This is a genomic window from Massilia sp. MP_M2 (genome assembly GCF_039123635.1).
Classification (GTDB): Bacteria; Pseudomonadota; Gammaproteobacteria; order Burkholderiales; family Burkholderiaceae_D; genus Telluria.
The window spans coordinates 450,754-464,426 of sequence record NZ_JBCHJF010000002.1; the positions used below are offsets into that span (position 1 = coordinate 450,754).

At 65.8% G+C, this 13,673-nt stretch carries 13 protein-coding genes; 6 read left to right on the forward strand and 7 right to left on the reverse strand.

Annotated features, from left to right (window positions below):
- Positions 1-4 precede the first annotated feature (4 nt).
- From RCH14_RS06870 to RCH14_RS06880, 3 genes are all read right to left on the reverse strand, one after another.
- Positions 5-1,708 (reverse strand): hypothetical protein, encoded by a 1,704-nt coding sequence (locus RCH14_RS06870; protein ID WP_343025395.1) that lies wholly within the window; start codon positions 1,706-1,708, stop codon positions 5-7.
- 49 nt (positions 1,709-1,757) lie between these two features.
- Positions 1,758-2,159, reverse strand: coding sequence for a response regulator transcription factor (locus tag RCH14_RS06875; RefSeq protein WP_343025396.1), 402 nt, complete (start codon positions 2,157-2,159; stop codon positions 1,758-1,760).
- 77 nt (positions 2,160-2,236) lie between these two features.
- Positions 2,237-2,464 (reverse strand): DUF3820 family protein, encoded by a 228-nt coding sequence (locus RCH14_RS06880; RefSeq protein WP_343025550.1) that lies wholly within the window; start codon positions 2,462-2,464, stop codon positions 2,237-2,239.
- Positions 2,465-2,525: 61 nt separating this feature from the next.
- Here RCH14_RS06880 and RCH14_RS06885 point away from each other — a divergent pair, with 61 nt between their 5' ends.
- Entirely contained in the window at positions 2,526-2,945 is a 420-nt protein-coding gene (locus RCH14_RS06885) for a DUF1810 domain-containing protein (RefSeq protein ID WP_343025397.1), read from the forward strand.
- An 18-nt stretch (positions 2,946-2,963) separates the two neighbouring features.
- On the opposite strand, the gene RCH14_RS06890 is transcribed toward RCH14_RS06885, so the two are convergent.
- Together RCH14_RS06890 and RCH14_RS06895 are read right to left on the reverse strand one after the other, a co-directional pair.
- A complete protein-coding gene (locus RCH14_RS06890) occupies positions 2,964-3,386 on the reverse strand; it encodes a hypothetical protein (RefSeq protein WP_343025398.1) in 423 nt (140 codons plus the stop codon).
- Positions 3,387-3,459: 73 nt separating this feature from the next.
- A complete protein-coding gene (locus RCH14_RS06895) occupies positions 3,460-3,849 on the reverse strand; it encodes a MerR family transcriptional regulator (RefSeq protein WP_343025399.1) in 390 nt (129 codons plus the stop codon).
- 64 nt (positions 3,850-3,913) lie between these two features.
- On the opposite strand from RCH14_RS06895, the gene RCH14_RS06900 reads away from it, so the two are divergent.
- On the forward strand, positions 3,914-4,870 hold the full coding sequence (locus RCH14_RS06900; RefSeq protein WP_343025400.1) for an alpha/beta hydrolase: 957 nt from the start codon (positions 3,914-3,916) through the stop codon (positions 4,868-4,870).
- Here RCH14_RS06900 and RCH14_RS06905 read toward each other — a convergent pair.
- Both RCH14_RS06905 and RCH14_RS06910 read right to left on the reverse strand, forming a co-directional pair.
- Positions 4,843-6,780, reverse strand: a complete 1,938-nt coding sequence (locus tag RCH14_RS06905) for an ATP-binding protein (protein WP_343025401.1) — start codon at positions 6,778-6,780, stop codon at positions 4,843-4,845. The two genes, RCH14_RS06900 and RCH14_RS06905, sit on opposite strands and share 28 nt — an antisense overlap.
- A gap of 92 nt (positions 6,781-6,872) precedes the next feature.
- On the reverse strand, positions 6,873-7,883 hold the full coding sequence (locus RCH14_RS06910; RefSeq protein WP_343025402.1) for an NADP-dependent oxidoreductase: 1,011 nt from the start codon (positions 7,881-7,883) through the stop codon (positions 6,873-6,875).
- A 177-nt stretch (positions 7,884-8,060) separates the two neighbouring features.
- On the opposite strand from RCH14_RS06910, the gene RCH14_RS06915 reads away from it, so the two are divergent.
- The 4 genes from RCH14_RS06915 (at position 8,061) to sppA (ending at position 13,666) form a co-directional block, all read left to right on the forward strand.
- Positions 8,061-9,665 carry an NYN domain-containing protein gene (locus tag RCH14_RS06915; protein WP_343025403.1) on the forward strand — a complete coding sequence of 535 codons (1,605 nt, stop codon included), beginning with the start codon at positions 8,061-8,063 and terminating at the stop codon, positions 9,663-9,665.
- A gap of 96 nt (positions 9,666-9,761) precedes the next feature.
- The gene (locus RCH14_RS06920; protein WP_343025404.1) at positions 9,762-10,193 is read left to right on the forward strand and encodes a hypothetical protein; all 432 of its coding nucleotides are present in this window, start codon (positions 9,762-9,764) and stop codon (positions 10,191-10,193) included.
- A gap of 117 nt (positions 10,194-10,310) precedes the next feature.
- On the forward strand, positions 10,311-11,780 hold the full coding sequence (locus tag RCH14_RS06925; RefSeq protein ID WP_343025405.1) for a sodium:solute symporter: 1,470 nt from the start codon (positions 10,311-10,313) through the stop codon (positions 11,778-11,780).
- A gap of 29 nt (positions 11,781-11,809) precedes the next feature.
- Positions 11,810-13,666, forward strand: a complete 1,857-nt coding sequence (gene sppA, locus RCH14_RS06930) for a signal peptide peptidase SppA (RefSeq protein ID WP_343025406.1) — start codon at positions 11,810-11,812, stop codon at positions 13,664-13,666.
- Positions 13,667-13,673 lie beyond the last annotated feature (7 nt).

Below are 13,673 nucleotides of genomic sequence, written 5' to 3' on the forward strand. Positions count from 1 at the left end.
TTCCTTAGCGCAAGTCGTGCAGGGCCATGCCGCCAAAGCTGGTCCAGGCCCCGAACGTGCTTTCGAGCTGCGGCAACAGCCGCATCAGAGCGCCCTTGTCGGCATGAAAACTGGCATCGGCCGCGTCGATCTCCTGGCTGGCGGCGAGCGCGTAGGCCTGCGCCTTGTCGTGCGCCGCCGGCACCTGCTGCAGCAGCACGATCTTCTGGCCACCCAGTCTGAACACGAGCAGGTCGCCGCGCGCGCCGGGTGGACGACGCTCGTAACGGCGCTGGGCACCGGCACCGATCGGTCCCGCGTCCAGCGCCACGCGCACGGTCTTGCCATGCTCGACGCCCCAGTCGAGAAACGGCACGGCCAGCCGGTAGATCTGCGCCGGATCGGTGCGCGGACTCTTGACCGTCAGGATGTCGGCATGCTTGGCCATTCCCTCCAGAAGCGTGCGCTTGTCTGTCCACCAGTGGGGCACGACGAAGTCCAGCGTCAGCGGGCCGGCCGCCTCGCGCAGCCTGGCCGCCAGTTCGAGGTAGCGCCGGTCGCGCTGCGCCTGCGGCAGCACGTGGGCCGGCAGCAGATAAGGTTCGATGTGGTACTGGACACCCTTCAGTCGCGCCCCGTCGTCGGCGGCCGCGTTGTAGGCGGCGTAGGCGCGCAGGCGTGCGATGGCCGCGTCCTGCGCAGGGGGCAGCACCATCTCGGGCGCGCCCTCCATCGCGCTGACTGCAATGCCCCGACTGCCAGCCTGGCGCACGAAGGCGCCCAGCTGCGCCGCATCGTCGACACGGCCGTCCTTCAGCGGGACCGTGATGAAGACCGCGCCCATCTCTTGCTGGACCGCCCAGTCCAGGAATGCTGCGCCACGTTCGCGCCATTCGTTCGGGCTCCAGGTCCAGGTCGCGCGCCCCGCCGCCGCCGGATCGGCGTCGAGCGCCGGCCGCAGCGTCAGCGCGTCGAGCGTCAGTGTCGCCGCACCTTGCGGACATGCCAGCGAGACGTCGCGCCAATGGGCACGGTCGAGCTTTTCGGGCAGGTCGAAGCGCGCCGGCCGCACGCGTTGCCCGGCGTCCAGGCTGCCCAGATCGAACGCCTGGTCCGGCTCGCCCGGCGCGCCGCTCGAGACGTGCAGCGCGAAGCGGCCGTCGCCGGAAAACGTCGCCTGCAGTACGGCGCGCGCGCGCGGCATGAACCACGGGCCGAGCAGCGTGACGCCGGCAGGCCTGGCGCCGGCGCGGCAGGTCAGGTACAGGCGGCCATCCTTGACGTCGGCGCTGATGCGCGCCGTATCGCCATGGGTGCGCGCCTGCATCGCACCCAGCAGGCTGGCGCCGAACGGCATCGGGGTCTGGGGTCGCGGCGCGGGCTGGTCGCTCACCAGCGTGTGTTCGCTGACGCTGAACGACTTGCCCTTGTCGGCCTCGATCCCGCGCAGCAGGATGGTCTTGCCGGGGCTGGCGTCGGGCGGCAGGAAGTGCAGTGCCTGCACGCCCATCACGGCCGTCGGCAGCGGCAGCACGCGGCAATTGGCCTGCTGCTTGCCGGGTTCTTCGGTGACGATGGCATGCAGGATGGTACCGTCGCGCGCCGTGGTCTGCGCGGTGATGGCGCCGGGGGATACGACCAGCGGGCCCGGACACAGCTGCAGGCTGGCAGCAAACGCGGGTGTGATCGACAGCGAGAAGACAAACAGGAGTGGGAGCGAACGGGACATGACTTGATTTTAAGTCAATAGCCCGAAACGGCGCGTACGGTTCGGCCCGTCAAGTGCCCTGGACCTGAATCAGGCGCCGCACGCGCGCCAGCAGGGCATTGGGCTCGAACGGCTTGCTGACGAAATCGTTGGCGCCGGCGTCGAGCGCGCGCACCGTATCGCGCTCGGTATGTTTTGCCGTGAGCATCAGGATCGGCACCGCGTGCCAGTCGGGCCGCGCACGCACCAGCGCAACCAGTTCAAAGCCATCCAGGTAGGGCAGCATGACGTCCATCAGGATCAGGGCCGGCATGTCGGCAGCGGCGGCGATATGCGCGCTCGCGACGCGGCCGTCGGCCAGGTGGGTGACACGGTAACCCTGGCGCTCGAGCATGAAGCGCAGTACCTGTGCGATGTGGTCATCGTCCTCGACAACCAGAACCAGTGGCGATGATGCTTGTTCGTTCGGCATGATGAGCTCGTCAGTTAAGGCCCGATTATACCGATGTGCATCGCCGGTATGTCACAAGAACTGCCAAAAAGTATCAATTACCCGCGACGATTTGGAGGGCCGCGCAGCGGATCGAGCAACCCGCGCAGATCGTTGTGATCGAGTTCGTACATCAGGGCCAGCAGCTGGCCCAGTTCGCCCCGGGGAAAGCCCTCGCGCGCAAGCCAGCCGAGATAGTGACCGGGCATATCGGCAATCTTGCGGCCCTTGTATTTACCATAGGGCATTTCTCGAACCAGAAGGAGGGCTAAATGGTCAGCATTCATTGTGCGGCACTTTAGCAAACAACGGCGACGTTGTAGCATTTCGATGACAAGGGAGGCCATCATGGACAATCAATTCAATCTCGAGCGCTTCGTGCAGGCACAGGATCCGGTGTACGCCACCGTGCTGACCGAGCTGCGCGCCGGCCACAAGCGCGCGCACTGGATGTGGTTCGTGTTTCCGCAGATCGCTGGCCTGGGCACCAGCACCATGGCGCAGCGGTATGCGATTGCGTCCGGCGACGAGGCGGCTGCGTATCTCGCGCATCCGGTACTGGGAAAGCGCCTGCGCGAGTGCGCCGGCATCGTCGCCGCGCTCGATGCCGACTCGGCCGGCGCCATTTTCAGCCATCCGGATGAGCTGAAATTTCACTCGTCGATGTCGCTGTTTTCTGACGTGGCGCCCGATGAAGCCGTGTTCCAGGCCTGCATCGACAAATACTTCGACGGCCAGGCCGACCCGGAGACGCTGGCCCGGCTGTAACGGTGTCACTGCGGGGACTCAGGCCTCGGCCAGTTGCGCCAGCAGTTCGTCCGGGCGCCCGCGCATGGCCACGTGCAGGATGACCGCCGTGTTCAAGCGCAGCGCCGGGTGACCCGCGCGGTGGCGCGCAAACCAGAACACCTCGTCGAGGTCTTCGTCGGCGTGCTGCGATACCGTCACGATCTGCTCGGGCGGGATGTCGTCGTAGTCGAACGCTTCGAGTGCGGCGTCGTCGACGGCGTCCTGCCAGCTTTCGCACTCCTTGCCCCAGGCCAGCATGCTGCGGCAGCCCGACGCGACCAGCCAGCGCGCCACGTCCCAGCGCCACATTTCGTCGCTGTCGTCGTCGATGACGACGATGGCCATGAACGGCGCCAGCTGGCTCAGGTCGGGCAGGGCGTCGTGGGGCCGTAGTTGCAGGTAATGGGCTTTGGCTTGCATGGTATTGGTGCCGGATCGGTGGTTCAAAGGCGTCATTATCGCAGCTGGCACGCGCCGCGCCGGTCGCACGTGCTCAATCGGCCGGAATGTTGCCATCGACCAGCATGGCGCGCAGGCGCATGCGCCGGTGTTCGAGCGCGCTCATTTCGGCTTCGATGGCGGCCAGCAGCTTGCGCCGTGCTGGCGCGGTTTCGGGACACATGGCGGCGCCATCGACGGCCAGCATGCAGTTCGGGAACGCCGCAATGTCGGCCAGGCTGAACCCCGCCGCGATCAGGCGCCCGATCTGGCGCACCTGCGTGACGGCGGCCACCGGGAACACCCGATAGCCATTGTCCGCCCGGCCCGATGTCAACAAGCCCTGTGCGTCGTAGTGACGGATCGAACGCACACTGGCGCCGCTTCGGCGCGCCAGTTCGCCGATCGACAACCTGGCCTGCTCTTGCGTTGGCATTGCACACATATCGCTTGACCCTCACACTAATGTCAGGCTCGAGGATAGCAGTTCATCGACTCTGGAGCCCATCATGCCTCTGCTTTCTTCCCCCATCCGCGCCATGGCGCAGGTTTTATTTCATGCGCTGTTTGCCGTACTGCTTGGCGCACCATCGCTACTGCACGCGGCCACGCGGCAGTTTTCCGTTACCGCCCCCGACGGCGTGACGCTGGCGGTCCAGGAGTCCGGCAATCCGGCCGGCCCGGCCATCGTCTTCATCCACGGCCTGTTGGGCAGCCACATGAACTGGGAAGCGCAGCGCGCCAGTCCGGCCCTCCAGGGATACCGCCTGATCAGTTACGACCTGCGCGGCCACGGCCGTTCCGGCCAACCCGGCGCCGCCAGCGCGTATCGCGAAGGACGACGCTGGGGCGACGACCTCGCAGCCGTCATCGCTGCCACCGGCGCGCGCCGGCCGGTGCTGGTCGGCTGGTCGCTGGGCGGGGTCGTGATCTCGAATTACCTGGCGGTGTACGGCGACACCCGGATCGGCGGGGCGGTATATGTCGATGGCGTGATCGAGCTGGGCCACCCCCAGCAAATCAAACCGCATCCCGCGGTGTATCGCGATTTGAATGCGAGCGCACTGGCTACCCGCCTGGATGCACAGCGTGCCTTCCTCGCGCTGTGCTTTGCCACGCGACCCGACCAGCCCACGTTCGAGCGCCTGCTGGGCGCCGCTGCAATGGCATCGTGGGACATGCAGGCGGCCGTGTTCGGGCTCGATGCGCCGTTGGGCGGCCTGGCGAAGGCGCGCGTGCCGGTGCTGCTGCTGTATGGCGCGCGCGATGCGCTGGTCGATGCCGATGCTGCCATGGCGCTTGCGCGTCAGGTCAATCCACGTGTGACGCAGATCGTCTACGCCGCTTCCGGACATGCACCGTTCGCGGAAGAGCCTGAGCGCTTTTCACGCGACCTGGCAGCCTTCGTCACTGCAGCGGCGACCGGTGCACCGAACGATCAGGTGGCTGGGAGCGCCGGCGAGTAGACGCGGTCCAACAACGTGTACAACTGCGCGATATCGATCGGCTTGACCAGGTGATGGTCGAACCCGGCCCGCAGGATCTGCTGGCGGTCGCTGTCCTGGCCGTAGCCGGTGATGGCGATCAGCAGCGCGTCGGCGGTGCCGGGACGCGCGCGCAGGCGGCGCGCCAGTTCCAGGCCGTCGATGCCGGGCAGGCCGATATCCAGCAGGCACACCTGCGGCGGCGTGCCCAGCGTGGCGGCCAGCGCTTCGAGTGGATCGTGTTCGACCTGCACCTGGTGGCCGTTCGCTTCCAGCAGCATCGACAGCGTGATGGCCGCATCGACATTGTCGTCAACGACCAGCACGCGTAGTAGCGCCGAGCCGGCGGCCGGCTGCGCCCACGCATCAGGCGCAGGCACGGTCGCCGGCGACGCATGCAGCAGCGGCAGGCAGGCCGAGAAGCGACTGCCCTGACCTGGCCCCGCGCTGGTGCAGGCGACCTCGCCGCCATGCAGCTCGATCAGGCTTTTCACGAGCGCCAGACCCAGTCCCAGGCCGCCCGATGACCGGTCCGAACTGCGCTCGGCCTGCGTGAACAAGTCAAAAGCGCGCGCCGCCAGCTCGGGCGCCATGCCAATCCCGTTGTCGATGACATCGATGCACAGCCGCTCGCCACGCGCGACGGCGCTCACGCCAAGGCGACCGCCTTCGGGCGTGTACTTGGCGGCGTTGCCCAGCAGGTTGGCCACCACCTGCACCAGGCGTTTGTGGTCGCCCAATACCTGCGTGCCGGGCGGCGGCAGGTTCAGCGTCAGCACATGGCCGCGCGCTGCGATCAGCGGCGTGACCTGCTCCACCGCTTCGTGCAGCACAGCGCCCACGTCCAGCAGGGTCTGGTCCAGCTCGACCAGCCCGCGCGTGACGCGCGAGACGTCGAGCAGGTCGTCGATCAGCGCCGTCATGTGCTTCACCTGGCGCCCGATGATCTGGCTGGTGCGCTTGAGCATGGCGTCATCGAGCTTCGTGCGCTGCAGCAGTTCGGCTGCAGCGCCGATCGGCGCCAGCGGGTTGCGCAGTTCGTGCGACAGCATCGCGAGAAATTCGTCCTTGCGGCGGTCGGTCTCGCGCAGCTTGTCTTCCCAGGCCTTGCGCTCGCTGATGTCGCTGGCCGCACCGATCCATTCATAGATCTCGCCGGCCGCGTCGAACATCGGTACGGCGCGCGACAGCGTCCAGCCGCAACTGCCGTCGTTGCGCCAGACCCGGTGCTCCAGTTCGAGAACCGCGCCGCCTTGCATTGCTCGTGCGATCGCAGCCTGGATGAGCGCGTGGTCGTCGGGCGGAATGTAGTCGGCCAGCCAGTTGCCGGTGGGCGCATCGGTGTCCTTCATGAAGCCGCGCCCTTCGAGACGGCGCATCTCGGACCAGTCGGCGCTCATGCGGTAGATGACGTCGGCGGTTGCATTGGTCAGCGCCCGGAAGCGTTTTTCGCTTTCGCGCACGGCGGCTTCGGAATTGACTTGGTCAGTGACGTCGATATTGCTGTGTGAAATGCAGAGCAGTTCACCATCGGCTCCGAAGATCGGCGTGCTGGTGGCAGTCCAGAAGCGTTCTTCAAAACCCGTCTCGCCATTGGGCAGCACCACCGGAATCGGATAGCGGATCGCGGGCAGGGTGTCGGGGCGGCTGCTGGCGCGCACCCGGGCCAGCGAGTCGCGCAGGCGCGCCTCGCCGGTGTCGGTGGGGTCGTCCGGATCCTGCGGGAAGGCCGTAAACAGGCTGACGCCCACGAGCTCCTTGCGCGTACGCGCCGAGGCCTTCAGGAACGCATCGTTGACGGCGAGGATCGTCGCTTCGGGCGTGGGAGACAACAGGTAGTGCCCGAACGGCGATCGGTCGAAAACAGACTCAAACAGGTTGGTGGGCAGCATTGATGATCGACCAACGGTTGCAAAGGTTAAATAATTATAGGCCACATTTGACGGATGCCGCGCCAATTCCAGCCGTCAACCGTGGCTTTTGATCACGCTGCGACGCGTACGACCAGCTTGCCGAAATTCTTGCCGTCGAGCAGGCCGATGAAGGCCTCGGGCGCTTTGTCCAGCCCCTCGACGATGTCTTCACGGTAGCGCAGCGCCCCATCCTTGATCCAGCCTGCAGCCTCTTTCAGGAAGGTCGGCTCGAGCCGCTCGGCAAACTCGTTCTGCAGGAAGCCGCGCACCGTCAGGCTCTTGAATAGCGTGAGGCTCAGGTCGATCGAGGCGCCCGCGCCGGCGTCGTTGTAATGCGAGACCAGGCCGCACACGGGAATGCGCGCAAAGTTGTTCAGCAAGGGTTTGACCGCTTCGAGCACCTGGCCGCCGACGTTCTCGAAATAGACGTCGATGCCGTCCGGGCATGCCTTGGCCAGCTGCTCGGCGAAGTCCGGCGCGCGGTGGTCGACCACGGCGTCGAATTTCAGCTCGTTCTTGACGAACGCGCATTTCTCGGGGCCGCCGGCAATGCCCACCGCGCGCGCGCCCTTGATGCGGGCGATCTGGCCGACGACCGAGCCGACCGCGCCGCTGGCAGCGGCCACGACGACGGTTTCGCCTGCCTTCGGCTGGCCGATTTCCAGCAGGCCGGCATACGCCGTGAAGCCCGGCATGCCAAGCACGCCGACGGCGGTGGACACGGGCGCGCTGTCAGGATCGACGCGGCGCAGGTTGCTGCCATCCGAGATGGCGAACGACTGCCAGCCAGAGTAGGCCACGACGATGTCGCCTTCTTTCCAGTCCGGGTGGTTCGACTGCTTGACGCGGGCGACGGTGCCGCCGACCATCACGTCGCCCAGTTCAAGGGCGGCGGCGTAGGTGGCGGTGCCGTTCATGCGGGTGCGCATGTACGGGTCAAGGGACAAAAACAGGGTTTCGAGCAGCAGCTCGCTAGCGCCTGGCGTGGGGATCGGCGCATCCTCGATGCGGAAGTTCTCTTCGGTCGGCTTGCCTTTCGGGTGCGAAACCAGGACGATGCGGCGGTTGGTTGTTGCAGTCATGTGTGGAGCTCCTTGAGGTGAATCGGATGGCATAGCATAAAGAACGTTTGCCAATGCTGCCCACGCGCCACATCCAATCGTCGAAACTGGCTCCCTGGCAATGTCATACGGCGCGAAACGGAAGGGCGTGCGTATAATCCGAATACGTTTGCCCTATCACTACAGAAAAAACAACTCATGGCCTCTTCTTCCGACAACATCAGCATGGCGGTGTTCTGCGACTTTGAAAACGTCGCACTGGGCGTTCGCGACGCCAATTACGAAAAATTCGACATCAAGCCGGTGCTGGAACGCCTGCTGCTCAAGGGCAGCATCGTGGTCAAGAAGTCGTACTGCGACTGGGACCGCTACAAGGGCTTCAAGGCAGCGATGCATGAGGCGAACTTCGAGCTGATCGAGATTCCGCACGTGCGCCAGTCGGGCAAGAATTCGGCCGACATCCGCCTCGTCGTCGATGCACTCGATCTGTGCTACACGAAGTCGCACGTCAACACCTTCGTCATCATCAGCGGCGACTCCGACTTTTCGCCCCTGGTCTCGAAGCTGCGTGAAAATAACAAGCAGGTGATCGGCGTGGGCGTCAAGCAGTCGACCTCCGACCTGCTGGTGGCGAACTGCGACGAATTCATCTTTTATGATGATCTGGTGCGCGAACAGCGCCGCACCGCCGCCAAGCGCGACGAGCGCAAGGCCGCCCCGCAGCCGCGCCGCTCGAACGCGAGCAGCAACACCAACACGAATGTCGGCGACGACAAGCGCAAGGAAGAACTCGAAGCGCGCAAGGTGCAGGCACTCGACATGGTGGTCGAGACGTTCGATGCGCTCACGTCCGAGCGTGGCGACACCGGCAAAATCTGGGCTTCGCTGCTGAAAGACACGCTCAAGCGCCGCCGTCCCGATTTCTCGGAAACCTATTACGGCTTCCGCACCTTCGGCAACCTGCTCGAAGAAGCGCAGACGCGTGGCCTGTTCGAATTCGGCCGCGACGAAAAATCCGGCACCTATGTGTTCCGCAGCGCGCATGCAGGCAACGTGGTCTCTGGCCAGGAACCCCAGCAGGATGGCACGCAAGCGCCGGACGCCGTGGTGCAGGACATGCTCGACGCGGCAGCGCCGGTCGATGGCAATGACGAGGCGGTCAAGAACGATGGCCGTCGTGGCCGTGGCCGCGGTGGCCGCAAGGGCGGTAACCGCAACGAAGCGTCGAGCGTAGCAGCACTGCCAGAGGCGGTGGCGGTCGAGGCGGAACCGCAGGAAGAGACGTTCGAAGAACCGGCAGCGCAACCGGCCAGGACCGACGGCCGTCGCGGCCGTGGCGCTGGCGGGCGCAAGGGCGGCAACCGCAACGACGCGTCGAACGTGCCGGCGCTGCTGGCGCCAGTTGCCTACGAGCCGCAAGCGCACGAAGAAACCTTCGACGAACCGGCATCGCAACCGACGCTGGTCGTGAGCGACGCCGAGCCGGTGGACGTCGACGAAGCGCCGGCGCTGGCAGAAAAAGAACGTCGCCGCGCGCCACGCAAGCCGTCGGCCAAGAAGCTGGCGGAGCAGGCCGCGGCCGCTGAGGCCGAAGCTGCTGCGGCAGCCGAAGCCGAAGCCGAAGCACAGGCGGCGGCTGCGGCGCAGGAAGAGGTCGCGTCCGAGCCGGCAGCAGAAGGAGAAGCGGAAGCGGATGCAGAAGACGCCAAGCCGGCGCGCACCAAGGGCGCCCGTCCGGCGCGCAAGGCCGCGCCACGCAGCCGTCGTCCGGCCAAGCCGAAGGCCGGTTCAGACAACGGTTAATCACAGACTGCCGCGCGCCGCGCGCCCCTGGGCGATGCCATAATCACGACGCCTGCCCGGTTTTCGGGCAGGCGTTGTCGCTTGATGGAGCCTCCCATGCGCGCACCTGCCGTCCTGTTGCTGCTGTCCTGCCTGGGCGCGCCTGCGCTGGCCGCTGCGCCGGCGGGTGTCGCCACCGGTCATCCGATCCTTGGCATCTGGCGGCTCGCCGTGCCGGGAACCGGCTGCGCCGAGACCTACCGCTTTCGCGCCGACGGCACCACGTTCGTCACCAGCGCCGCCGAAGTCTCCGAAAGCGTCTATACCGTTTCTGCGCAGCCCGACAAGCAGGGCTTTTATCGCCTGCAAGACCGCATCACCAAAGACAACGGCAAGCCCGATTGTTCGGGCAACGTCATGCAGCCCGGCGCCCAGGTCATCAACTTCATCCAGTTTCACCCGTCACGCACGCTGTTCCTGATGTGCGCCGACCAGACCATGAACACCTGTATCGGGCCGTTCCGGCGGGTGCGCAGCGAAGAGGTCTGAGCGTCGATTGACGGGCCGGGCGGGCACCGCGGGCGGCGGTTTCCGGTGCATGTCCAGTGCGTTTCGGGTGTGTTTCCAGTGTATATTGCTGGGCAAAACGATCACCGCCCCCCATTCATGTCCCCGTTACTCCTGTTTTGCATCCTCATCGGCTACTTCGCCTTGCTGCTGGCCGTGGCCTGGGCCACGTCGCGCGGCGCCAACAACGACAGCTTCTTCATCGGTAACAAGAGCAGCAACTGGGTGCTGGTCGCCTTCGGCATGGTCGGCACCACGCTCTCGGGCGTCACGTTCGTCAGCGTGCCGGGCGCCGTTGGCGTCGACGGTTTCGGCTACGCGCAGATACTCATCGGCTACGTGATCGGCTACCTCGTCGTCACCTGGCTGCTGCTGCCGCTCTACTACCGGCTGCAATTGACATCGATTTACCACTACCTCGACGTGCGCCTGGGCCGGCGCGCCTACCAGAGCGGGGCCGGGTTCTTCATCATCTCGCGCCTGCTCGGGGCCACCGCGCGCCTGTACCTGGTGGTCAACATCCTGCAGGCGATCATCCTCGACAGCCTGGGTGTGCCGTTCTGGCTCAGCACCCTCGTCGTGCTGGGCATGATCCTGCTCTACACCTACCAGGGCGGCGTCAAGACCATCGTCTGGACCGACACGCTGCAAACGAGCGGCATGCTGTTCGGCCTGTTCGCCTGCGTCTGGTTCCTGCTGGGTGAATTGAGCCTGTCGGTGCCGGACAGCCTGGAGCAGATGCGCTCGAGCGGCCTGGCCAGCGTGTTCACGACGGACCTGAACAGCCCGAATTTCTGGCTCAAGCAGATCGTGGCCGGCGCGCTCATCACCATCACCATGACGGGGATGGACCAGGAAATGATGCAAAAGACCATCTCGGTCAAGACGCTGGCCGACTCGCAAAAGAACCTGCTGGCGCTGACAGCCGTGCTGGTGGTCGTGCTGCTGTCGTTCCTGTTCCTGGGCGGCCTGCTGTACCTGTACGCGCCAACCGTGGGCGTAATGGCCACTGGCGACAAGATCTTCCCGGCCGTGGTCATGGGCCACCTGCCGCCCGCGTTGCAGATCATCTTTTTGATTGCGCTGATTTCGGCGCTGTTTCCCAGTGCCGACGGCGCGATCACGGCGCTGACCTCGTCCACCTGCATCGACCTGCTGGGCATCAAGCGGCGTACCGACCTGACCCAAACTCAGGCCGAGGGCCTGCGCCGCCGCGTGCATCTGGGCTACGCGTTTCTGTTCCTGCTGCTCGTGATGGGCTTCAAGGCCGCCGACAATCCCAGCATGATCGGCGTGATCCTCAAGCTCGCGGCGTACACCTACGGCCCGCTGCTCGGCCTGTTCGCCTTCGGCATGTTCACGGCGCGCATGCCGCGCAATCACCTTGTCCCGGTGGTCACGATCGGCGCGCCGGTCCTGTGCGCGATCCTTGAGTACAATCAGGCGTATCTGCTCGGCTCTTACCGGCTCGGGCTGGAACTGTTGATGATCAATGGCATGCTGGTGTTCGCGGGGCTGTACGCCATTTCCCTGCGCACCGGCCGCCGTCCTTCCATGCAGTCCGCTTAACCTTTGCATCAATCTTTTATGGAGTTTCGATGGCCTTCAAGCCCCTGAGTGCCTTGCGGCGCGGGTTCGTCATGCTGTGGACCGCGCTCGACGTGACCCGCCGCACCTTCGTCAACCTGCTGTTCCTGCTCATCGTGATCATCGTGGTTTCGCTGTTCTTCAGCGGCGGCGTCAAGCCGCTCTCGAACAAAACGGCGCTGGTGCTCGAGATCCGGGGCGACCTGGTCGAGCAGTATGAAACCACGCTGCGCGACACGGTGCTCGACAACGTCGGTGGCGATTCCAAGCGCACCGTGCGCCTGCGCGACGTGATCGTCGTGCTCGATGCGGCGGCGCGCGATCCGAACATCTCGAGCGTCGTGCTGCTGCTCGACGAGATGCAGGGCGGCGGCATGGCCATGCTGCGCGAGATCGGCGCCGCGGTCGACCGCGTCAAGAAGAGCGGCAAGACGGTCGTCGCCTGGAGCGGCAGCTACGACCAGAAGCGCTATCTGGTCGCCTCGCACGCCAGCGAAGTCTATGTCCATCCGATGGGCATGGTCATGATCGAAGGCTTCGGCGGGCGCCGCAATTATTACCGCGACGCCCTCGACAAGGTCGGCGTCACGGTCAACCTGATCAAGGTCGGCACCTACAAGAGCGCCGCCGAGCCGTACATCGCCAACGGCCCGTCCGACGCCGCGCGCGAAGCCGACGCGTATCTGTACAACGCGCTGTGGTCCGGCTACACGGGTCTGGTCGAGAAGAACCGCAAGCTGCCCGATGGCGCGATCGCGGGCATGATCGAATCGCTCCCCGAGCGCATGGACAATGCCGGCGGCAGCGCCGCGAAGGTGGCGTTGCAGGCAAAACTGGTCGATGGCCTGCAAACCCGCGACGAACTGCGCGCCCTGATGATCAAGCGCGGCATGCCGGACGACGACAACAAGTCGTTCCGCCAGATCGGCTTTTATGACTACCTGTCACGCAACCCGCAGAAGCAGTTCGGCGATGCGGTCGGCGTGGTGGTGGCATCCGGCACCATCACCGATGGCGACGGCGGCCCGGGCGTGATCGGTGGGCGCAGCATGGCTAACCTGATTCGCCAGGCGCGCGAGGACGACAATATCAAGGCGCTCGTGCTGCGCGTCGATTCGCCGGGCGGCAGTGCCTACGGTTCAGAGTTGATCCGGCGCGAGCTCGAACTGACGCGCGCCGCCGGCAAGCCGGTGGTCGTGTCGATGGGCAGCGTGGCGGCGTCCGGCGGCTACTGGATCTCGATGGCGTCCGATGAAGTGATTGCCGACCCGGCCACCATCACCGGTTCGATCGGCGTGTTCGCGCTGCTGCCGACGGCCGACAAGGTCGCCGCCAAGCTGGGCATCCACACCGATGGCGTGACGACCACCTGGCTGGCCGACGCCTACAACCCGCTGCGCCCGCTGGATCCGCGCTTCGAGCAGCTGGTCCAGTCGAGCATCAACAACGTCTACAGCGACTTCACGACCAAGGCGGCGGCGGCGCGCAAGACCACGCCGGCGAAGATCGATGAAGTGGGGCAGGGCCGTGTCTGGACCGGTGTCCAGGCCAAGGAGCGCGGCCTGGTCGATCGCCTGGGGGGCTACAACGACGCACTGGCGTCGGCTGCCGGCCGCGCCAAGCTGGGCAAGGATTACCGCGTCGTGTATGTCGAGCGGCCGGTCACGCGCGTCGAGCGTTTCCTGCAGATGGCGGGCGCCTCGGCGGTCCAGGCAATGACGATCCAGGTCAAGCTGGGCCTGATCGAGAACGCGATCCCGGCCGGGCCGGTGAACCAGGTCGCGGCCGACATGGCGTTCCTGTCGGCGCTGACCGCCGAGCGCAAGCCGTTTGCGGCAGTCACGCACTGCTTCTGCGGCAACTGGTGACGCACGG